The organism is Anaerocolumna sp. AGMB13025 (assembly GCF_029689925.1).
Taxonomy (GTDB): Bacteria; Bacillota; Clostridia; order Lachnospirales; family Lachnospiraceae; genus Anaerocolumna.
On sequence record NZ_CP121445.1, the window covers coordinates 1533763 to 1555729 of the forward strand.

The 21967-nt window shown below is 38.3% G+C and carries 16 protein-coding genes and 1 other annotated feature; of the genes, 13 read left to right on the forward strand and 3 right to left on the reverse strand.

The window, feature by feature from the left end; all coding sequences use genetic code 11:
* The first annotated feature begins 157 nt into the window (after positions 1 to 157).
* The 4 genes from QA584_RS06255 (at position 158) to QA584_RS06270 (ending at position 5438) form a co-directional block, all read left to right on the forward strand.
* Positions 158 to 1591: a CehA/McbA family metallohydrolase gene (locus tag QA584_RS06255; RefSeq protein WP_278273652.1), complete on the forward strand. Its 1434-nt coding sequence runs from the start codon at positions 158 to 160 to the stop codon at positions 1589 to 1591.
* A complete protein-coding gene (locus QA584_RS06260; protein WP_278273653.1) occupies positions 1569 to 2276 on the forward strand; it encodes an HAD family hydrolase in 708 nt (235 codons plus the stop codon). The genes QA584_RS06255 and QA584_RS06260 overlap by 23 nt, the downstream gene beginning before the upstream one ends.
* Before the next feature lie 392 nt (positions 2277 to 2668).
* Entirely contained in the window at positions 2669 to 3559 is an 891-nt protein-coding gene (locus tag QA584_RS06265) for a DMT family transporter (RefSeq protein ID WP_278273654.1), read from the forward strand.
* Positions 3560 to 3809: 250 nt separating this feature from the next.
* Positions 3810 to 5438: a putative polysaccharide biosynthesis protein gene (locus tag QA584_RS06270; RefSeq protein WP_278273655.1), complete on the forward strand. Its 1629-nt coding sequence runs from the start codon at positions 3810 to 3812 to the stop codon at positions 5436 to 5438.
* 108 nt (positions 5439 to 5546) lie between these two features.
* Here the strand turns inward: QA584_RS06270 and QA584_RS06275 are convergent, their stop codons facing one another.
* Complete coding sequence (locus QA584_RS06275; RefSeq protein WP_278273656.1) at positions 5547 to 6824, reverse strand: peptidoglycan-binding domain-containing protein; 1278 nt, start codon at positions 6822 to 6824, stop codon at positions 5547 to 5549.
* A gap of 590 nt (positions 6825 to 7414) precedes the next feature.
* Between QA584_RS06275 and QA584_RS06280 the strand changes: the two genes are divergently transcribed.
* Both QA584_RS06280 and QA584_RS06285 read left to right on the forward strand, forming a co-directional pair.
* The gene (locus tag QA584_RS06280; protein ID WP_278273657.1) at positions 7415 to 7882 is read left to right on the forward strand and encodes a DUF6323 family protein; all 468 of its coding nucleotides are present in this window, start codon (positions 7415 to 7417) and stop codon (positions 7880 to 7882) included.
* Between the two features lie 17 nt (positions 7883 to 7899).
* Positions 7900 to 9183 carry a DUF6179 domain-containing protein gene (locus QA584_RS06285; protein ID WP_278273658.1) on the forward strand — a complete coding sequence of 428 codons (1284 nt, stop codon included), beginning with the start codon at positions 7900 to 7902 and terminating at the stop codon, positions 9181 to 9183.
* 87 nt (positions 9184 to 9270) lie between these two features.
* Here QA584_RS06285 and QA584_RS06290 read toward each other — a convergent pair whose 3' ends face one another.
* Positions 9271 to 9540 carry a YkgJ family cysteine cluster protein gene (locus QA584_RS06290; RefSeq protein ID WP_278273659.1) on the reverse strand — a complete coding sequence of 90 codons (270 nt, stop codon included), beginning with the start codon at positions 9538 to 9540 and terminating at the stop codon, positions 9271 to 9273.
* Between the two features lie 30 nt (positions 9541 to 9570).
* A complete protein-coding gene (locus tag QA584_RS06295; protein WP_278273660.1) occupies positions 9571 to 10386 on the reverse strand; it encodes an AraC family transcriptional regulator in 816 nt (271 codons plus the stop codon).
* Between the two features lie 164 nt (positions 10387 to 10550).
* Here QA584_RS06295 and QA584_RS06300 point away from each other — a divergent pair, with 164 nt between their 5' ends.
* From QA584_RS06300 to thrS, 7 genes are all read left to right on the forward strand, one after another.
* Entirely contained in the window at positions 10551 to 11282 is a 732-nt protein-coding gene (locus QA584_RS06300; protein ID WP_278273661.1) for a ThuA domain-containing protein, read from the forward strand.
* Positions 11283 to 11306: 24 nt separating this feature from the next.
* A complete protein-coding gene (locus tag QA584_RS06305; protein ID WP_278273662.1) occupies positions 11307 to 12413 on the forward strand; it encodes a Gfo/Idh/MocA family protein in 1107 nt (368 codons plus the stop codon).
* 940 nt (positions 12414 to 13353) lie between these two features.
* Positions 13354 to 15522 (forward strand): ribosomal protection-like ABC-F family protein, encoded by a 2169-nt coding sequence (gene abc-f, locus QA584_RS06310; protein WP_278273663.1) that lies wholly within the window; start codon positions 13354 to 13356, stop codon positions 15520 to 15522.
* Between the two features lie 182 nt (positions 15523 to 15704).
* A complete protein-coding gene (locus QA584_RS06315) occupies positions 15705 to 16613 on the forward strand; it encodes a helix-turn-helix transcriptional regulator (protein WP_278273664.1) in 909 nt (302 codons plus the stop codon).
* A 365-nt stretch (positions 16614 to 16978) separates the two neighbouring features.
* Positions 16979 to 17911, forward strand: coding sequence for a hypothetical protein (locus QA584_RS06320; RefSeq protein WP_278273665.1), 933 nt, complete (start codon positions 16979 to 16981; stop codon positions 17909 to 17911).
* 975 nt (positions 17912 to 18886) lie between these two features.
* Positions 18887 to 19318 carry a MerR family transcriptional regulator gene (locus tag QA584_RS06330; protein ID WP_278273667.1) on the forward strand — a complete coding sequence of 144 codons (432 nt, stop codon included), beginning with the start codon at positions 18887 to 18889 and terminating at the stop codon, positions 19316 to 19318.
* Positions 19319 to 19606: 288 nt separating this feature from the next.
* Positions 19607 to 19821: a binding site (T-box leader), on the forward strand.
* 149 nt (positions 19822 to 19970) lie between these two features.
* Positions 19971 to 21866, forward strand: coding sequence for a threonine--tRNA ligase (gene thrS, locus QA584_RS06335; protein WP_278273668.1), 1896 nt, complete (start codon positions 19971 to 19973; stop codon positions 21864 to 21866).
* Positions 21867 to 21967: the final 101 nt, after the last annotated feature.

Sequence of the window (21967 nt, forward strand, 5' to 3'; positions counted from 1 at the left end):
ATTGTAGTAGAAAGGATCTTACTTACAATAGAATTGAATCAGGGCTGTTGCAGAAAGTAATTAGACTAACAGAGCATATTTGTTATGACTATCTTTTGCAGCAGCTTGGATTCGCTTATGATACGGTGGATCAATAGGAATGAATAAGGGGGTAATCATGATGATACAAGAAATAGTAATCAAAAATAGAATCGAAATGACAAGTTTTGAGATTGCAGCACCGCTGCACAGTATCTGGATACAGGCTAAGACGCAGAAAAACCTTGGAGCTATGTTTCTTTTTTATAATCCGGCACAACAGTTATGCGGAATTATTAATTCGGGGTTTCATGATTTTTTTAACGACATATACATATCAGAAAAAGTATGTACCTTAAATGGACTTTATCATAAATTGCAATCAGGGATCTATAGAGTCCTTATCGTCCCCTTTTATGATCCAGAAAAAGAAGAGGACACCATACAAATTGAAATCGAAATAAATACCGACAAAACCTATGAAGACTGGTGCTGCCAGTCTGCGCTTACCCAGAGTGAATATTCATTTACAGCAGTGAAAGAAGTCACCCACCGGTATTACAAAGGAGATTTTCATGGTCATACGATTTTCTCAGATGGGCACAATTCCATATCGGAAGCCTCTGAGATCTTAATAAAACAGGGAATGGATTTTATGGCTATGACGGAGCATAACTGTATGGCATTTGGTCTGCCCTCCCTGCCCTGCCTCGCTGTTCCCTCCTTTGAATTAACACTGCCGGTGGGGCATATTAATATTCATGGTGTAAAAAAGATAGCTGCCCTTTATGAACTTCTGCCGAAAGCCCAAAATTACGAAGAGTTCTTAGAACTTGCGCTGTCTTACTTTACACCAGATTGTAATCTTTCCCTGAACCATATGTTTATGGAGCCGTGGCATTTTACCTATGAGGATTTTGATTTATCCAAATTAAATACCTTAGAGGTTATCTGTGACCCTACTTACAAAACAGCTCCGGCTGCCAATGATAAAGCAGTTTCTTTTCTTGACTTTTTATGGAACAAAGGGTACTGTATCTATGGTATCGGAGGAAGTGACAGTCATCTTAAAATAGATGAGTTTAATGAAGGAGCATTAGAGCCATCCATATATGGAGACCCGGCAACCTATGTATACTGTAAGGGCTTATCGGTTCAAAACGTGCTGGAAGGCGTGCAAAAAGGTCATTGTTATACCGCCCGCTATGTAACTCTTGATATCGTAATCAATGAAGGAAAGTATCTGCCCGGAGATCAAATACCGCCTGAGGTGGAGGAGATAACCTGGAAGATACAGATTAACAATATTAAGAAACCCCTGAAAGGCTGCTTCATACGAAACGGAGAAATTGTGAAAGAACTCCGATTAACAAAAAAAGGGGAGAATGCAGAATACACAATGAAAAATACCGGTGAACCCTGGTGGTTACGATTTGGAATTATAGATCCCGAGGGACAGGTAATTGCATATGTAAATCCAGTCTATAATCAACTGGTACAGTCAGGGAATGAGAAGTTTAAACAATTACGGGATGAGTTTGGAGAGTCATATGATAAAAGGAATATTATTTGATAAAGATGGTACCTTACTGGAATTTCTAAAGCTTTGGCACGGTATTATCGGAAATGTGCTAAAAGCGCTTAAAGTACATTACTATTTATCAAAGGAAACGTTAGACGAATTAAAACGGATATCCGGTTTTCAAAAAGACAAGTTTGATAAAGAAAGTATGATTCAGTATCTGTCTACCACTCAGATAGCCGATTTATGGTGCGAAGTTATTAATAGAGATTCTAATCTAATTACATATAAAGAATTAATGGAGTTATTTGAGGAAAAAGCAGGGGAAGAAAATCTTGTAATAACGGCGCTTAAGGGCGTAAAAGAACTGCTTAACTATCTAAAGGAAAAAGGTTATACTCTTGGAGTAGCTACAGCCGATACCAAAGAATCTACCCACAATGGTCTTAGAAAATCAGGGATAATTGACTATTTTGACTATATTGGCTGTAATGAAGAAGATGCGAACCCGAAACCCTCTCCGGACATGGCAATTCAATTTTGCCAGATATGTAAGCTTAAATCAGAAGAAGTGTTAATAGTGGGGGATAGTGTAACAGATATGGAATTTGCAGATAATGCCAGGACACAGTTTATTGGAATTAAAACAGAATATAATGATTACGGAGAATTCGTAAAACGAAATAAACCTGCTGTAGATAATATATATGATATTATCAAAGTAATGAAATTATAAAAGGAATCATAAAAGGAATTGGATAAGAAATAATAAAGGAAATCATAAAGGGAATCATAAAAGGAATTGAATAAGGAACCATAAAAGGATTTATAAAAGGAATTGAATAAGGATTTATAAAAGGATTTATATAAGATGAATATAATGATATAAAAAGAAAATAAATAACAAATATTAATATAACCATAAATACAACTAAACATAACCGGTCACGACAATCCACAAAGGAAAAATTTCTTAAAGATAAAAGCAGTATTCTGTTAGAAGCAGCTCACAAAGTTTTTTGTGGCATGAGGGTTCGTTCCCTACAATAAAATTACATACAAACCAGGATACTACTGTTTCTTTAGGAATTAATTCCAAATATACCGTGAAAACCGGCTGGAGAAAGTATGAAAAGCCATGTATATGTATTACTTAGCGTATTTCTATGGGGAATATCCCAATATTTAATTGACAACCTGCTACTCGTATTTACCCCGGCTTTACTGATCCTATTACGTTTTTTATCAGCAGGATTGCTTATCCTGATTCTGTTAAAAGGACAGAGGGTCTTTAAAAAACCTGACAGCAGTGGTAGTAAAGCCCCAGCCTTTCAGTTTAGGTATCTGTTGACCGGAGGGTTAGGAGCCTTTGGCTATTACATCTTAATGGTATATGCCCTTTCTTTTTCTTCGATCACCTTCGTATCCATTATGGGTGGAGTACTACCGGTTCTGGCAGTTTTGTTCGACCGTTTCATTGTAAACAGAAGACCTGGCAAATTACAGATATTTGCAGGGTGGGTATCTATGTCAGGCATTCTATTTTTTGCCATAGAAGGGAATTTTGCCTGGAGTGTTCCCTCTGCGTTACTGGTGATTGGAGCTAATATAAGCTGGCTTTTTTATGGGCATCTGAAAATAAAGTGGAACATAGGAGAGGACAGTGCGGTTCTTGCTTATGAATTTATAGGTGCTGCACTCCTTACCTTATTATTTATCCCATCTTACAAAATACTGAAACCCCTTACTGTAAGCTGTATCCTTGAATTAGCGGCAGTTGTGATATTGTCGACTATATTACCCTATCTGTTATACCTAAAAGGAAGCAAGGCGATATCCATAAGTACCGCCTCCATGTACTTAAATCTTTTGCCAGTTACCTCACTTCTACCGGTACTCCTTGCGGGAACTTTAACGTTAAATAGAATGCAGTCGGCAGGAGTAATTCTTCTGATCCTGTCTGCGGTAATCGGAAAAGAACCGTCTGTACCCAGTTTTCAAAGCTCACGGAATTCTTAATTAAGTAGAAGAGCCTGTCATTACGCTGTTGTATAAAGAATTTATAAGCTATTATTCAAGTTATTTTCTTGTTGTTACATTTTTCAACTTTGTCATTGATAGATTATCATAAGTTTACTATAATAGATTTTAAGTACCTTTTAAGGAAGTATTTTTTGTAACTCCATTAGTCTGAGCTGCTAAAATATAAGAGTCTGAATTGATTATCAGACTTAAAACGAGGGAAGAAAAATTGATATGAGGAACAATAATGACAAAGAACAATAAAAATAGTATTCTGGTACAGGGCAGTATATTAGCAGCAGCCGGCATTATGTCAAGAATCATCGGACTGGCATACCGAATCCCAATGACTAATATGCTGGGAGCGGAGGGAAGCGCTTTATACGCCAGTGCTTTTACTATCTATAATATGGTACTTACACTGTCTTCCTATAGTTTTCCGCTGGCGGTATCAAAACTAATTTCCCAATATTCAGCCAGAAAAGAATATAAAAATACATACATAATATTGAAAACCATATTGATTTGTGCTTTCATCATTGGTCTTACAGCAGGTTCCTTGCTGTACTTTGGAGCAGACTTTTTTGAAGTTAAGTTCCATAGGGCAGGGCTTTCTAAACCACTTCAAATCCTTGCTCCGGCTATGGTGGTTATGTCTGTATTGGGAGTCCTGCGGGGATTTTTTCAAGGTAAAAATACCATGCTGCCTACGGCGGTATCCCAGTTACTAGAGCAAATCGTGAATGCCTTTGTTAGTATTGGAGCTATTTATATATTTATGAATAACCATAGCGCTTCTCTGCTGATTTCTGCATACGGAGCAGCGGGAGGAGTCCTCGGAACAGTATTGGGGTCCTTGGCAGCTCTGCTTTTGCTGCTGTTTCTATTTGTTATCTACAGTCCGGTATTTAGAAGACAGGTTAAAAGAGACCGGCATGCGGCTGACATAACTAAGGGGACTGTAGTAAAGCTTTTGGTTTTTACTGTTTTACCTATAGCAGTAAGCCAGTCGATCTATCAAATCGGCAATTTATTTGATAATTTTATTTATGATAATATTAACTTTTACAAAGGCTTTGCTGAAAACACTGCGGATGCATTGGGAGTTTATCTAAACCAATATAATCTTTTAATCAATGTTCCGGTGGCAGTTGCCTCAGCAATGGCATCTTCTGCAATACCAAGTATGATTGCTGCTTTTAACAAAGGACAGAATCGTGAAATTAAGGAAAAGTCGGGCACTTTAATAAAATTTAATATGGTAATTGCTTTTCCTTCTGCTGTGGGGCTGGCGGTCTTGGCTAAACCTGTCATGACCTTACTGTTTCCCGGTTTACATACTTATTTGGGACTGGCTTCCGGGTTATTGATATCAGGCTCCTCTGCCGTAATTTTTTATGCTTATTCAACAATTACCGGAGGTATATTACAGGGAATTAATAAGATGAAGGTTGTCCTTATCCACTCAGCCATGTCCCTGGGTGTGCATAGTTTACTGGTAACAATTCTGCTTTTGTGGACAAACCTTGGAATCTATTCACTTATCTTTGGTAACATCACTCTGCCCCTAATGGTTTGTGTGCTGAATTACCGCGCCTTATCAAACACCATGTCTTTTAAGCAGGAAGTAAGAAAAAGTTTTGTCTTTCCTTGTCTGGCTTCAATTATTATGGGTATTGCCGCAGGGGGAAGCTACCGGGCGGTTTATCTGCTGGTAAAAAGTAATCTGATAGGTGTAGTTGCAGCTATATTGGCCGGCGTAGTGATTTACTTTTTCTTTATCCTGATTTTTAAGTGTTTTACCAAAGAGGAATTAGAAGAGCTGCCCATGGGCAAAGCTTTCATAAACGCAGGAAACAGATTCCACTTGTTGTAAAGTCAACCTTGTCATGATTTGCATTTCCAGATTAATTGGAAATGCAAATCATTTTTTAGGTTATAATCTTCTTTATATCAGCAATTAAGAGATACGTCATAATCTGTATCAAATACTGCCATCCGGTCCGCACAGACCGCTGGCATTGGTCAGTCTGGCATAGGCACAAGAAATTTTGTACCAGGTGACTACATCCACAATGCCTGTTACGGGAAGGTCAAATATTCGCTGAAACGCGCGGACGGCATCAGCAGTTGACGGAGTGTATATACCATCTGGAATGCTTACTGGGATTTCAGAATAGGCCTTGGAAAGGATATTTAGTTGATTTTGAATATTCTTTACATCATCTGAGATACTACCCTCCGTTAAATTGATACCAGGCCAGGTGACAGAGTTTTCTACGTTATATGTATAATTGATATAGATAAGCTCACCGTAATAATAACGAAGAATATCAAGAGCCTCATAGGACAAGTCACCCAGGTCTTTCGAACCCCAAAGGGAAAGCATACCCGGGCAGTCAGAGCTATCTCCGGCACAGGCTTGTGTCAGCACAGGCTGTGTAATATCCGGCAGGGATAAGTAATAATTAAAAATATAATCTACTGCCAGGCTGATATTGGTATCAATATTTCTTCCATGAATCCAGAGCTGATCATAAGCGGTTGATGATGTAATGGTAAAATCATAGCCCTGATTTTTATACCAGCCCGTATAAAACCGATTTAACGTAAAAGATAGAATAACCAAAATATTAGCATAAATTGCTTCCTTTGGCCAGGTTGCGTATATCCTGCTGGAGGCTACATTTTTAATATAATCTCTGTAACACATGCTATAATTCTTAGCTTCTGTATCGCCAGGCAGACCGTCGTGTACAGTAACAGTCTGGGGTATCATTACAGGTTCGGTTCTTGCCAGATCATCTTTTATTTCATCTTCATATAGTTTGGGCGGATAATTTCCAAAAAGAAAATGAGGTCCAATCACAATGATTTCCGGTGCTTCATCGGTTTCATTTCTGCGGGGCATATTTACGGGCTGTACGGTTTTTATACCTGGCAGCAGCTGGGCACTGTCGATAATGACAGTTTTAAGTCCCGGTGCATTAATTATCAGCTGATATTCGGCATACGGCTGATTGGGGGAGGGGTTAAGACTATATTCAATAGGGGGTGTCGGCAATTCTATTTCCATGGTTTTACCGGAAATATCAGTGATCAAATTAACTAAAACTCTGTTCGGATCATTTTTATCGAGGACTTGCACTTCAGCATTTTCAACGGGTCTGGAACCTATTTCACAGACAACATGAACCTGTAACATACCAAAATATTTATTTCCTGCCGGTGCAGATTTATTTTCATTATTTACTGTATACATAGTAGGCTCCCATCTGCGCCTGGCGCATAGAATCAGCGTAGTATGTTCTCCGCATAGATATCAGCTTTATTACAATATATTTAATTCTATATATGCGCCTGATAACAAAATGATAACAAGGTATTCGGGGATTAGTAAATAAAACACAAGATAGTATCGGATATTTTAGGAGAAAATATATGGAAAATATGTAACAGGAAAAATACAAGGGAAACATATATAAGTTGATTAATGAACAAATAATATAAAAGTTAAATAAGTAGAGCAGAGAAAGAGAAAACAAAAAAACATTGACGTCTTAAAAAGTCAGTGTTATAATGTTTTATAGATTTATTATTAAAAAAGATTATATATATTGACATCATACCACAAATCAAAGCAAAAGTCAACTATTATTTCTAAAAATTTTTATTGCTAATTTTATATCAATTTAAACTATCTTATTAAGTTTTACGATTAAACTATTATTTATGAAATTGAAATTCTATTTTTGGGTTTTCGGATGGTTAAATTGAACTTGTGCTTATTTGATACATTTCAAATATCCAGAGTTAGTTCAGTCAAATTATAAGAAGGGGATGAGTATCATAATGGATCATGATTTATTCAACCTGTCAACGGTAATGATTAAGGAGCAGGCAGATGAAATCAGAAAGTGCAATGAATATACTTCGAAATTCGGAGTCACTTTAACAGAGGAAGAAATCAGGGGATTACTGATTAACCGGAAAGAAGCCCTGAAAAGCAGCGGGCGGATTGAGTTAAGCGGCGGTATACTAAAAAAGCTGATACTTGAGTTCTGTGATTCTACCTTTATTGAGCAGGAGGTATATGCACAAACCCTGGAAGTGCTGCAGGAGATGTTTTATTACTTTAAAAATGAAGCTTTAGACGAAGTCAGTGATGATGAACTGATTCATATTATGAAAGAATATTTTGACACAGAATGCCAGGGTTCCCTTGAGTATCTGCAGGAGACCACACTGGAAGAAATCTGCCGGAATATCCGCTATGGGTATGGAGCAGTACGTGAGTTAGATGATGAGGATGAAGACTAAATCAGGGGGAGATAGCAATGAACGAACTAGCAGGTATTTATTCCAGTATAAAAAGCAAACTAAATAACAGGTATTATTTTAAATCTCTTATGAAGGAGGGGTATAATGCCGGAATCTTAACGGAACAAAACATCAGGGATATTCAGTTGTCCCTGTTAAATCTGTTAACCCGTCAGGTAAATAAATATACCAGTTATGAAAGTACCTCTGTCAGAACCGAGAAGGCCCAGGAGATTTTAGAATCTATCACCTATTGTATCGGAGCATATCTAAAAAAAGACCCTGATTTAAAACATCAATTGGAACTGATAAATCCGGAAAATATGGATAATCTGTTTTCCTTAGGACTGGCAGTTATGAAAGAAAGTGTAACTCATTCACAGCGAATCCTTGAACAATTAAAGGAGGAGGCTATGGATACCGGGAATCTAGCTTACACGAATACAATATTTCATGGTATACCAGATTTCTATCACGATTATGATATGAGGTATGCAGCCCAGGAGGGCGGTGGAAGCATAGATTATCCTTTAGCGATAGATATTACTGATCTGGACGGCGCTGAGTATATAATGGAGTATTTAACCAGACTCTCATTAGAAAATAGGTTCTGCCGCCATTTTCCAATCAAAGCCATCAAACAGTTATTAAAGGGATATCACAAAGATTATGCTGACCTGCTAATAAATATTTTTGAAATTGTATTAACGAATGGGCTGGGCTGTGTTCTTCTAAACCGGGATATTTACTCGTTAGAGATAGAGGAAGACGACAGACCAGAATTAAAAGCAATGTTATCCGGTTTAAAGTCCTCCGAACTTGAAAGTAAACTTATCATGGCTGCGGAAGAATTATATCACATTATGGAACTTGAGGAAGCAGAATTGCTAAGTTATATGAAGAGGACTGTAATGGGCTTATCCAAGAGGCTGTTCCATCTTCTTAAACTGGATAAAACAGAGGAATTCTTTATCTCCTTTAAGACGGAGGAAACTCAGCAAAAACCGTCTTATATGGATGGTGAACCCATGGAGGATGATAAGTTAAGGGATTTAATCGAAGAACTAAAGGAGTTAAGATATACCTCCGACAAAATAGCCGTAATACAACGAGAAATTCACAGTTTAAGGGATCTGACAGAAATCCTTGATATCTGCTTTTATAAGGAGGAGTTTATGGAAGTCTTTCCATTATTAAATGAATCCGAAATTACCTATCTGCTTGGATCCATAGACGAGGAATATGAAAAAGAATGGCAAAGTGCATTAAAGAGATATGCTCTTAGCCATTCTGGTTACTAATACATCGTTATCTAATACACGGTAGGACACTGGAGGGATTACTTGTCTAAACGTCCAGATACAGCATTTTAAGAGGCAAACGTGTTATTAGTCATTGGTTTTCTTTACACGCGTCAGTTCCTCTAATTCCTCCAAATATTGATAAGCCTCTAACGCGTTGTTTTTGCACATTTCTTTAGAAGGCTTTAAACTGCCGCATACAATAGGACGCTCCTTTGTTCCGAAAATTCTGCATTTATTATCCTTTGTAAGCTGGATACACCTGACACCTGCCGGCTTTCCGTCAGGCATGCCAGGGATTAGGGATGAAATTGACGGTGCGATACAACAGGCAGCACACCCGGATCTGCATTCCATGATTTGTAGTCCTCCTGTTTGGTGTAAGGGTTATAGTTTTACAATATCGGTACTCTGCCGGTATTCACTGGGTGACATATGATAGACTTCACGAAAGGCTCGATTAAAGGTCCTCTGGCTTTCAAAACCAGAATCAATGCCAATCTGGGTCATGGAGTAATCCGTAGACTGAATCAGGTTAACAGCATAATTTAACCGGATATAATTTAAATAATTATTAAAACTGGTATTCAGTTTAGCGGAAAATACTCTGGATAGATGATATTTGCTGACATTCAGGTGTTCCGCCAGGTCAGAAAGGGTTAAAGGCTCCTGAAAATTTTCCGAAACATAAGTCACAATCTTATGGGTAAGGTCATAACGTTCCAGATCTTTATTCTTTACCAGTTCAAGAATTGGCAGGGTACGGGCTAATATAAGTTGTAACAGCGCAGCGCAGGCAGACAGGTTCTGTCCGCTGCGCCTTTCTGTTTCCAACTGCTGCATGGCATAAATTACATTCTCATGGAGCTTAGCAGCTGGAATAAAAGGGTCGTCAGGATAATAACGGGTAACTTTCTTTAAATATTCACCCGTTAGGTTCAAGCCGCAGATAGCGATTAAAATAAGAGATGTGACAGAAGTATCCGTTCCAGGCTGTGAATCGTAACTGTGTATTACATTGGGAAAAATGATAGCAAAATCTCCTTCTTTTAATAGTTTTGTCTGAGATTGGATGGTAATAGAGATTGTTCCATTCATGACATACAAAAGCTCTAAATTACTGTGAAGGTGAGAAGGGAAAGTGATATCACTGGTATAAAAGGTCCGTAATGCATTTTCTGAAGTCTCATAAAAAGGTATCATGTATTTTATCCTCAAAGCCGCAATTTTTGTCTAATATAAGATATATTCTGTCCTACATCATACCATAATTCCTAGTATAATACAATCAGATGCAGACAAAAGTTGATTTAATTTTGTTATGTATACCTTATCACTTATTTTTGTTCTTAAAGGAGGAGAAGATTTTGGCTACGGAGAAAAAAGTTTTAATTATACAAGGCGGCTGGGATGGACATGAGCCTGTGCTGACTTCGAAGCGATTTGCTGCATTATTGGAAAAACACGGGTATCAGTGCAGCATTTCTGATACCCTTGAGGTTTTGGCAAATGTTGATTATTTAATGGGGTTGGATCTTGTAGTGGCATGCTGGACTATGGGGCAGATAAAACATGAATATGTAGTAAATTTATCAAAGGCAGTGGGAAGCGGCGTAGGTCTGGCAGGCTGCCATGGCGGTATGTGTGATTCCTTTAGGGACAATACAGAATGGCAATTTATGACCGGAGGACAATGGGTTAGCCATCCAGGCGGTGACGGAATTGATTATATGGTGAATATTAATAAGGGTTCCAGCCCCCTTGTAGAAGGTCTGGAGGATTTTCCGGTATGCAGCGAACATTATTATCTGCACATTGACCCGGCAATTGAAGTGTTGGCTACCACCAGATTCCCGGTAGTAAATTATTATCATATATCGAATAAACCGGTGGATATGCCGGTTGCCTGGACAAAATTCTGGGGAAATGGAAGAGTATTCTATACTTCTCTTGGACATCATGATGATGTTTTTGATAAGTCAAAATCAGCAGAAATCTTAATGGAGAGAGGACTTGTCTGGGCGGCAGAAGGCAAGGCCTATGCGGTGGACCACAAGTTATCGACAGAAAGATTTGAGAATAATGCTAAGATGTATTAATTAATTTATTACAGGAGGGTTACTATGAGTACGGTAAAAGTTGCGATGATTGGTGTAGGTGCCATCAGCGGCATATATCTTGAGAATATTACTAATGTATTTAAAGAAATTGAGATAATCGGGGTCTGTGACCTTATCAGGGAACGGGCAGAAAGTGCTAAGGAAAAGTATGAAATAAAGAAAATCTATGATACCATGGAAGATGCTTTTGCTGATCCAGAAGTAGATATTGTACTAAATCTTACCAGACCTTACGAACACTTTGAGGTTACAAAAGGTGCCTTACTTGCAGGCAAGCATGTGTACAGCGAAAAACCTCTTGGAGCAACTTATTCAGAGGGCAAGCTATTAGCGGAACTTGCCGAAGAAAAGAACCTGATGTTAGGCGGCGCACCGGATACCTTTCTTGGTTCCGGAATACAGACCTGCCGTAAATTAATTGATGACGGCTATATCGGACAGCCCATTGGAGCAGCCGCCTTTATGATCTGCCGCGGCCACGAAACCTGGCATCCGGACCCGGAATTCTATTACAAATTCGGCGGCGGACCAATGCTTGATATGGGTCCATATTATGTTACCGCACTGGTGAATTTATTAGGCGGAGTATCCGGAGTTACCGGTGTTACGAAAACAAGTTTTCCAAAGAGAACCATTACCAGTACACCAAAATCCGGTACCATTATAGACGTAGATGTTCCAACTTACATAACCGGAATTTTAAATTTTGACTGTGGTGCAGTTGCTACTATCTTCACTACCTTTGACGTTTATTACAAGGAATCTGCAAGACTGGAAATCTACGGTTCCAAGGGAACCCTGATTGTACCGGATCCCAATACCTTTGGAGGACCTGTTAAGCTTTTACGACCGGAAGACGGCGAGTTCAAGGAAATGCCTCTTTTATTTGATTACGCAGAGAATTCCAGAGGTCTTGGTGTTGCCGATATGGCAAAGGCTATTACAAGCGGCAGGGATTTCCGTGCCAGCCACTTACAGACCCGTCATGTTCTTGAGATATTAACCAGTTTTGAAAAGAGCAGCCAGGAAGGAAAATTCGTTAAGCTTGAAACTTCCTATGAACGTGAAATGCCTATGGTTAATAATCCACTGCATGGGGTACTGGATTGAAGTTTTGGTAATTGTAGGGGAACTTCTTGGGGGACCTAGGGGGGCCTGGGGGTGTCCAGGCAGCGTCCGGATAGAGGGGGACTTTTTTTGCAGAGAAAGAACCCTATAGACACTTAGAAACTCCAGGTATTGCTTAGACCGGAATGAAAAACGGAAAACTCGCTTCGCTCAGACAGTTCCGTTTTTCATTCCTGGCGCAATACCTGGAGTTTTAGTGTCTATGGGTTCTTTCTGATGCAAAAAAAGTCCCCCTCTATCCGGACGCTGCCTTGCTTTTTTGGCAGGGGCTCTTTTGGGTCTCTATAGGTTTCCCCAAAGACTAAGGCAGTATTCTGGTATGCTTGTAATTTTTTTGTATTGGGAAGGTTCCTCCTGGCACTTAGACTTGATGAATTGCGCCAAGGAGGAAAAGAGCAACTGTCTGAACGAAGTGAGTTTTGCTCTTTTCCTCCTGTTTTAAGCAGTTCATCAAGTCTTAGTGCCAGGAGGGTTCTTTCCCTACAAAAAAATTACAAGCATACCAGAATACTGCCGCCCCTTTGAGTACCCCCATTCATGAAAAATAGAAAAAAACTTGACGGATTATGTGTTTTCGCTTATCATGAAGGGGTATATAGTATTTTAAAACTAGGAAAGGTAATAACAAATATGAACTCGATACTTAAATGGGTAAAATTGGAATCTATTATGATCGCAATATTTCAAGTTAAGGCTAGAAGTGCGTCCAAATTTAATAGATTCAAAGTTAACCATATAAGGATTTTGGAGTGTTCGGATTAATAACATTTGTTATTACGGTGATAATGTAGAGTGACGGCTTTTTTGCTGGGTAAACAGCAAAAAGAGTGTGCCGTATCGTGTGAACCCAAAGCTTATTGGCTTTGGGTTTTTTTGCGCTTATTTTTAAGAAAAAGCGGATTAGAGAAAGGTTAGGTAGAACATGATTGAATTAAGTATTAATAATTTAACAAAATTTTATGGAGCAAATAAGATATTTGAAACGATATCCTTTGAGGTAAAAACCGGGGAGAGGATTGGGTTAATTGGCAGGAATGGATGTGGGAAGACTTCCATTATGAAAATTATTATGGGCAGATTTAAGGAAAGCAACTTGTATTTACAAGGGCGGCTTGAGGATACCGGACAGGCGCGGGATGGGGAAGTTATGTATGGGGAGGAGGTTACTGAGGATTATCAGGCAGGAGAGGTTAATCTCAGAAAAGGGATTAAGGTAGGGTATTTAAATCAGATACCTGTTTATCGTGAAGATACCTCAGCGATTGATGTGATCCGTATGGCTTTCCAAAAAGTTTTTGATTTGAAGAGGCGGTTATCAGAGCTTGAAGGGGTGTTTCAGACTTCTTCCGGTGAGGAGCTTGAGAAAGCACTGTTAAGTTATGGACGGCTTACGCAAGAGTATGAGATAGCTGGGGGCTATGAACTTGAGACGAAGATTAACAAGATTACAGAGGGACTTAAAATTAATGATACCTTAAAGCAGCTGCCGTTTCAGAGTTTAAGCGGGGGAGAGAAAACCAGGGTGATTTTAGCCAAGATACTTCTTGAAGAACCGGATATTCTGCTTCTTGACGAACCCACCAACCATCTGGATTTAGAAACCACGGAATGGCTGGAGGGCTTTTTAAAGGATTATAAAGGTTCTGTCCTGATTATATCCCATGACAGGTATTTTCTGGATCATGTTGTTATGAAAATCGTGGAATTAGAGTTTAACAGGGCTAATATATATTTGGGGAATTACAGTTATTATGTATTGGAAAAGGAGAGAAGGTTCTTAATAGATTATAGGGAATATGTCAACCAGCAGAAAAAAATTGAAAAAATGGAAAAACAGATTGAACGGTACCGCATCTGGGGTAATATGAGGGACAGTGAAACGATGTTTAGACGGGCTAAGGAATTGGAAAAACGTCTGGAAAAGATTGAAGTACTGGATAAACCGGTTCTGGAAAGCAGGAAGGTGCGTCTTAATCAGGATAGCGCAAACCGTTCCGGAAAAATGGTATTAGAAGCTGAACACATAAGTAAAAGTTTTGGGGATAAGGCTTTGCTAAACGATATTGGTATGAAGTTATACTATCAGGATAGTGCCTGCATTATCGGGAAAAACGGCTGCGGCAAATCAACCCTGCTTAAGTTGATACTGGGGGAACTAAAACCGGATTACGGTACGGTAAGAATCGGTGCGCAGGTTAAAATCGGTTATCTGCCCCAGCAGGTTGTTTTTGAAGATGAAGACCAGACGATACTGGAGTACTTTTCCGGCTTTCACAGGATTACTTATGAAGCAGCCAGGAACCAGTTAGCCAGAGTATTATTCTTTAAGGAGGATGTTCACAAAAAGATAAGATTCTTATCCGGTGGGGAGAAAAGCCGGTTAAGGTTATGCTCCTTAACCTTTGAAAAGGTGAATTTTATGATTCTGGATGAGCCTACCAATCACTTGGATATCGATTCCAGGGAAGTATTGGAAGATATGTTGTCCGCATTTGAAGGAACCCTGCTGTTTGTATCCCATGACAGGTATTTTATTAATAAGGTTGCAGGGAAAATCATGACCATTGATAATAACTGCCTAATTACTTACCCGGGAGATTATACGTATTATCAGGAAGAATTACAAAAAGCGGGAAAATATGAGGAACAGTCAAATGATAAGCTTAAGGAGAAGCAGATTAAGGAGCAGCAGCTTAAGGAGAAGCAGATTAAAGAAAAGCAGTTTAAGGAGCAGCTAATTAAGGAAAAAGATCAGCTCAGGGAAAAGGAAGGTTATAAAAATCTGTTAGAAGAGAAGGACTTTAAGTATGATCTGGTTAAAATGCAGAATAAAGGAAAAAGCCAGCAAGAGGATAAAGTGTCTAAAGACCAAAACAGCAGAACGGGAAACAATTCTGGAAAAATAAATACACAAAAGCTGGAAATTCTGGAGAAAGAGATTGAAACCATAGAAACTGCATTAAAAGCACTGGAACAAGAAATAAACAACAATAATTCCGATTCCGCCTATTTACAAAAACTTTATTTAGAAAAAGAAACTATGGAAAAAGACCTGGATTTCGCTTATGATAAATGGGAGAAGCTAGTGTGAATTAAAACATTTCACACTTCTTATTTGGGCAGTATCGCAAGCCAGCTTGCGATATGCATGGGTGTAAGTGTGAATTGCCTTGAGAAATGCATGCGAGTCATTAGAAGAATAGCAAGAGAGGCTATTCTTCACGGTTTATGCCCAGAAGGCATGGGCGTTAGTGTGAAGGGAGCAGAGGGTTTATGAAAATTGACCGTCATCTGGGGATTATTATGATTTTATTACGGCAGGATAAGGTAACTGCACCTTATCTTGCGGGGAAGTTCGAAGTATCTAGAAGAACCATTAACCGGGATATTGAAGATATCTGTAAGGCCGGAATTCCTATTGTTACGACCCAGGGACTTCATGGTGGTATATCTGTGGCGGAGGGCTTTAAGATTGATAAAAACCTATTAAAGACAGAAGAACTGGAATCCATACTAATCGGACTAAAAAGTCTTGCCAGTGTAACTGGCGAGGGAACAATGGAGCAGCTTTTAGATAAGCTGTCGGTTAATAGGGACAAAGTGGTTTCGCAAGGGGATAATATTGTAATAGACCTTGCCTCCCATTATAAAAGCAGTCTGTCAGAAAAGATTGAACTGTTAAAAAAAGCAATCCAGGACAAAAGGCTGGTTACCTTTTTATATTTTAACAGTGGAGGAGAAAGAACCAGGGTGATAGAACCTTATTATATAACCTTTCAATGGTGTTCCTGGTATGTATTCGGTTATTGCAGGGACAGAGAAGATTTTAGACTATTTAAGTTAAACCGGTTGGCCAAATTAAGCCTTCATAACGAAGGTTTTTTCCCAAGGGAACTGCCGGCTGAGAGAAACGATTTAAATCATTATTTTCAGGATAATTATCCGGTTAAAGTGATTTTTGATTCTTGTGTAAAATACCGCCTAGTTGATGAGTACGGGCTGGAATCATTTAAAACTTTGGAAGACGGACGTTTGCTATTTGATAATTCTTTTACGGATAAAGAATATATGATAGGCTGGCTGTTTAGTTTTACAGATAAAGCAGAAATTATAGAGCCAGCCTGGTTAAAGGATGAAATAGTGGCTTATGCTGAAAATATGATAAACAAATATAAAACATGATAAACAAATATAAAACATGATAAACAAATAAGCATGATAAACAAATATAAAACATGACACATAGCTGTCGTGTTTTTTATTATAAAATAAACATAAGCAAATCAGAACAGAAAATTAATATTTAATTCTGTATTATTGAAAGCAATCCGGAAGTTAACAATGATAATTGCTGTGAATTATAAGTAAGAGCTAAGTAATCAGTAAGAGCTAAGTAATCAGTAAGAGCTAAGTAATCAGTAAGAGCTAAGTAATCAGTAAGAGCTAAGTAATCAGTAAGAGGTAAGTAATCAATAAGAGGTAAGTAATCAGTAAGAGGTAAGTAATCAGATGTACTAAAAAAATCGTTAACTAAAAGGAGTACTATTATGAAATTATCAAAATTAGACTATGTATGTATAAGGAACTGGATGTACCGCAATGCAAGACCCCTTGATTTGGCTAGATGGCAGTATCATTTTGAAAATGGAGAAAAGAATAGGGTATTAGAAGTACTAGCTGCCTATCAGAATGATGACGGAGGTTTTGGACATGCTCTGGAGGAGGATTCCTGGAATGTTGATTCTGCACCAATTCAGACCGGCACGGCGATCCAGATACTAAGTGAGATTGGTTATTCAGATAAAAGTCATCCGATTATTCAGGGAATATTAAACTATCTTGATATGGGTAAGGACTATAAGGAAGGATACTGGCTGTCTGAAGTGCCCTCCAATAACCAATATCCCCATGCACCCTGGTGGACCTTTGGTGAAAGTGAACCAGTAAGTGCAAATTATAATCCTACTGCTATGTTTTTGGGATTCATTTTGTATTTTGGGGATAAAAAGAGCAGTCTTTATCAAAATACACGGAAAGCAGCAGCCCATATGATGGAAAAGGTTTCGGTTTTGCCTTTAAACAATATGCACGAAATAATGTGTTTTCTGATCTATTTGGATTATCTGAAAAAGACGGATGTTATCCTAGAGGGCAGCCAGGTCTTTGCGGAAAAGATAAGACAAGCAGTTCATACTACAATTAATCCTAAAACAGAGGAATGGGCAGATACTTATGCCTGCAAACCCTCTAATATGTTTGACACTCCGGATAGTGCTTATTATGTGGATAATAAACAATTAGCGGATTACCAGTGCCAGTTCCTGATTAACTCCAGAAATTCAGCGGGAGTCTGGAATATTACCTGGGACTGGGGCGGCAATTATGAGAAAGAATTTGCCATAGCAGAAAACTGGTGGAAAGGTGAGCTGGTAATTAAAAATATGTTATACCTGCGAAATTTTAGATGTATTGAACTATAGAAGCATATTACGGAAACCCTACTTTGTTTCTTTCATAAGGCAAGAAAGCCTGATTTGTTAAACTAAGATAAAATTATTTCAATTATAAATTAATTCCAAACAAATAAAGCGATATATTAAAAGTAAATAAACAATTGCCCGAAAGCATTGACAAGAAGTGCTTATGGCTGTATGTTGGTCTATAGGAATTAATTTAAAAGAAATGGAGGCAGGGTTTCATTATGCAGGAGAAATTAAGAAGATTAATGATAGGCAGATATGGGATGGATCAATTAGGTAAATTTTTATCCTGGACTGCCATTATCTTACTGTTTATAACATTATTTTTTCGGAATAGGATAATTGAACTGATACCTTTTTTTATATTGATTATATGCTATTTTCGTATATTTTCAAGAAATATAAACAAAAGATATAATGAAAATCAGAAGTATTTAGCTTATCAAAACAGATTCCTGGGATATTTTAAGAATTTCAGGACGCGCAGTATGCAAAATAAAAATTATCATATTTATGCATGTCCTACCTGTAAGCAGAAAATCAGAATACCCAAGGGAAAAGGTAAGATTTGCATTACCTGTCCGAAATGCAAAGCGGAGTTTGTAAGAAAAAGCTGATCTGAAAGGGATTTGTCAGTTTTTGACCTTTAATAAATAAATAATAAATAAGAAATCATCTGAGATACAGGCATGGACTTTTGACATATAGGAAATATTTCCTATATGTCAAAGCCCCATGCCTGTTTGAATAAGTATAGATGCAGGAACTAAACAGTATATTCTGCGGTCTGGCAGTCTATGGAATCATAGTATCCGTAACTGTGACTTTCGCTGTTTTCCGGTTTTTCGTTAATAATTCATTTGACAATGATGAAATCCACCATATATAATATAAGAGTAACAAAACATGGATTGGAAGTATAGTTTAGTCTAATTTTTCGGAAGAATTACAAAAGCTTAAGGGAGTTGATTACGTATGGACCCAAATAAAAGCGGTGAAATCCAGGAATGTAGAAGATGTGGCAGAATGTTCTACTTTACAGGTGTTGGAAAGTGTATTTGTGCTAGCTGTAAAGCAGAGGATGAGGCAGAGTTTGAATCGGTAAAGAATTATATTTATGAAAACCTTTCTGCTACCATTATGCAGACCTCAAAAGATACAGGGGTTAAAATCAGCAGAATCAAAAGTTTTTTAAGAGATGGCAGACTCGTCATTCCAGATGGATCGGCAGTCTTTTTGAATTGCGAAGTATGCGGAGCGAATATTAAATTCGGAAGATTATGCAGAGAATGTGCAGATACCTTAAGCAAAGAGATGAAACAACAGCTTCAGGTCGATGAATTTCAGATTGGTGAAAAACCTAAAAGTTCTGATTCCGCCAGAATGAGGTTTTTAGACCGTTCATAAAACTTGAGTATTTTAATATTGGGGGATTAGAACTACCTACGGTGAAAACAAGTCGGTAGTTTTTTTATTGCATAGGAAGCTTCTTCGAACTTACCTATGCAATAAAAAAGCCTTCCAGGCGGGATGCGCATGACGCACTTAAGGAAGATTGTCACTGTCGTGACAGTGCGTCAGCGCTAGAGTCTGGCGAGCCAGACTCTTTGTTCTTTTACAGGAAAATTCTCAATGGAAAAGTTTCAATATGGGGTTGACAAATCATTTAAGAGTGCTATAATCATTTTCAATATATCAAAAGCAATGACGGAAAGAGTAATTGGAACAATCCATACAGAGAGAAGAACATAAGCTGAGAGTTCTTTATGGCAGTTTTCAGTGAAAACCACTCCTGAGCTGCAATGTGAAATAAACATTGCCGTATGTCTGCGTTAAAGAATAGGATTTGTTAGAATCTGAAGTAAAAAATTAAGGTGGAACCGTGCATTTGATATGGATGCACCCTTTAGTCAGCATTATTAGCTGTGCCAAAGGGTGCTTTTTTGTTACCCGAAAACAGGTCACTAAGTATATCAATTACTTATCATGATTCAAGTGTCAAAGGTAATTATATGTTTGGCACTCGAATCCTATCATCATGAAAAGGAGAAAAGGTGTAATGAAGATTAGGTTAAAAGACGGTTCCATCCGTGAATATGAAAGTCCGGTTACGGTAATGGAAGCAGTAAAGGATTTAGGTTTGGCAAAAACAGCTTGTGCCGGAAAGGTGAATGGAGAGACAGTTGATTTACGTACTATAATTGAAAATGATTGTGAGTTAATTATCCTGACCTTAGATGAAGAGGAAGGAAAGTCTGTATTCTGGCATACTTCAGCCCATATTCTGGCACAAGCGGTAAAACGCTTATATCCAGACACAAAACTTGGGATTGGACCTGCGGTTAAGGAAGGCTTTTATTACGACTTTGACAGAGAGCTTCCATTTTCAGAAGAAGATCTAACAGAACTGGAAAAAGAAATGAAAAAGATAGTAAAAGAAGAACTCCCCATAAAGCGGTTTTCGCTGCCAAAAGAAGAAGCAAAAGCACTATTAAAGGCTAAGAATGAGCCGTATAAGCTGGAATTACTAGAGGGTTTAAAGGAGAACCAGGAGATTAGCTTTTACCAACAAGGGGAGTATGTGGATTTGTGCGCAGGACCTCACCTTATGAATACAAGACAGGTTAAAGCATTTAAATTGACTACCATTGCAGGAGCTTATTGGCATGGAGATGAAAAGAATAAAATGCTTACCAGAATCTATGGAACTGCATTTACAAAACAGGCAGATTTGGAGGATTATTTTAATCGGCTGGAAGAAGTCAAACGAAGAGATCATAGAAAACTGGGAAAGGAACTGGAGTTGTTTTTATTACTGGAGGAAGGACCGGGTTTTCCCTTTTTTCTTCCAAAAGGCTTAACACTTAAGAATACACTGATACAGTACTGGCGGGAGCTTCATGAGCGGGAAGGCTATGTAGAAATCGAGACACCAGTTATATTAAATCGGGAGCTGTGGGAGACTTCCGGTCATTGGTTTCATTTCAGAGAAAATATGTATACGCTGAAAATCGATGAGGAAGATTTTGCAATTAAACCCATGAGCTGTCCGGGTGGAATGCTTGTCTTTAACGCTTTCCCTCATTCCTACCGGGATCTCCCTATGCGGGTAGGGGAATTAGGTCTCGTCCACCGCCATGAAATGTCAGGAGCACTTCATGGGTTACTCCGTGTCAGATGCTTTACTCAGGATGATGCCCATATCTTTATGACCGAGGAGCAGGTAAGAGAGGAAATTAAGGGAGTTGCCAGGCTGATTGATGAAGTCTATCAATTATTTGGCTTTAAATATCACGTTGAACTATCTACGAAACCGGAAAACAGTATCGGAAGTGAAGAAGACTGGGAACTGGCAACAAACAGCCTTAAATTAGCACTTAAGGATCTGGATATAGAATATATCATTAATGAAGGTGATGGTGCGTTTTATGGTCCGAAGATAGATTTTCATTTGGAGGATTCCTTAGGACGTACCTGGCAGTGCGGTACGATTCAACTGGATTTTCAGCTGCCTCTCCGTTTTGGAATTGAATATACAGGAGCTGACGGAGAAAAACACAGACCGATCATGATACATCGGGTTATTTTCGGCTCCATAGAACGTTTTCTTGGTATATTGATTGAGCATTATGCCGGTAATTTTCCATTGTGGCTATCGCCGGTCCAGGTAAAGCTTCTTCCTATTTCTGAAAAATTTACGCCTTATGCGGCCTTGATTCTTGACCAGTTAAAATCAAAAGGTATCCGCTGTGAGCTTGATAACCGGGATGAAAAGATCGGATATAAAATCCGTGAGGCCAGACTTTTAAAGATTCCATATATGTTGATTGTTGGAGAAAAGGAAATGGAGAATAAAACCGTTGCCGTAAGAAATAGGGAACTGGGTGAACAGGGAAATCTAAAAATTGAAGATTTGATTGAAAGACTAGTAAGGGAAATCAGGGAAAAGGCTTAACCGGTATAAAAACTATACCATGAAAAGATTGATAATTACCAAATTCTGTATTATTATATAAGGTATAAACTAGTTTTTCGATAAATAGGCAGTTATAAGGA

What these genes read in the sequence shown, in the direction of transcription:
- QA584_RS06255 (WP_278273652.1), top strand. Translation starts at nt 158, where the DNA reads ATGATGATACAAGAAATAGTAATCAAAAATAGAATCGAAATGACAAGT.
- QA584_RS06260 (WP_278273653.1), top strand. Translation starts at nt 1,569, where the DNA reads ATGATAAAAGGAATATTATTTGATAAAGATGGTACCTTACTGGAATTT.
- QA584_RS06265 (WP_278273654.1), top strand. Translation starts at nt 2,669, where the DNA reads ATGAAAAGCCATGTATATGTATTACTTAGCGTATTTCTATGGGGAATA.
- QA584_RS06270 (WP_278273655.1), top strand. Translation starts at nt 3,810, where the DNA reads ATGACAAAGAACAATAAAAATAGTATTCTGGTACAGGGCAGTATATTA.
- QA584_RS06275 (WP_278273656.1), bottom strand. Translation starts at nt 6,824, where the DNA reads ATGTATACAGTAAATAATGAAAATAAATCTGCACCGGCAGGAAATAAA.
- QA584_RS06280 (WP_278273657.1), top strand. Translation starts at nt 7,415, where the DNA reads ATGGATCATGATTTATTCAACCTGTCAACGGTAATGATTAAGGAGCAG.
- QA584_RS06285 (WP_278273658.1), top strand. Translation starts at nt 7,900, where the DNA reads ATGAACGAACTAGCAGGTATTTATTCCAGTATAAAAAGCAAACTAAAT.
- QA584_RS06290 (WP_278273659.1), bottom strand. Translation starts at nt 9,540, where the DNA reads ATGGAATGCAGATCCGGGTGTGCTGCCTGTTGTATCGCACCGTCAATT.
- QA584_RS06295 (WP_278273660.1), bottom strand. Translation starts at nt 10,386, where the DNA reads ATGATACCTTTTTATGAGACTTCAGAAAATGCATTACGGACCTTTTAT.
- QA584_RS06305 (WP_278273662.1), top strand. Translation starts at nt 11,307, where the DNA reads ATGAGTACGGTAAAAGTTGCGATGATTGGTGTAGGTGCCATCAGCGGC.
- abc-f (WP_278273663.1), top strand. Translation starts at nt 13,354, where the DNA reads ATGATTGAATTAAGTATTAATAATTTAACAAAATTTTATGGAGCAAAT.
- QA584_RS06315 (WP_278273664.1), top strand. Translation starts at nt 15,705, where the DNA reads ATGAAAATTGACCGTCATCTGGGGATTATTATGATTTTATTACGGCAG.
- QA584_RS06320 (WP_278273665.1), top strand. Translation starts at nt 16,979, where the DNA reads ATGAAATTATCAAAATTAGACTATGTATGTATAAGGAACTGGATGTAC.
- QA584_RS06330 (WP_278273667.1), top strand. Translation starts at nt 18,887, where the DNA reads ATGGACCCAAATAAAAGCGGTGAAATCCAGGAATGTAGAAGATGTGGC.
- thrS (WP_278273668.1), top strand. Translation starts at nt 19,971, where the DNA reads ATGAAGATTAGGTTAAAAGACGGTTCCATCCGTGAATATGAAAGTCCG.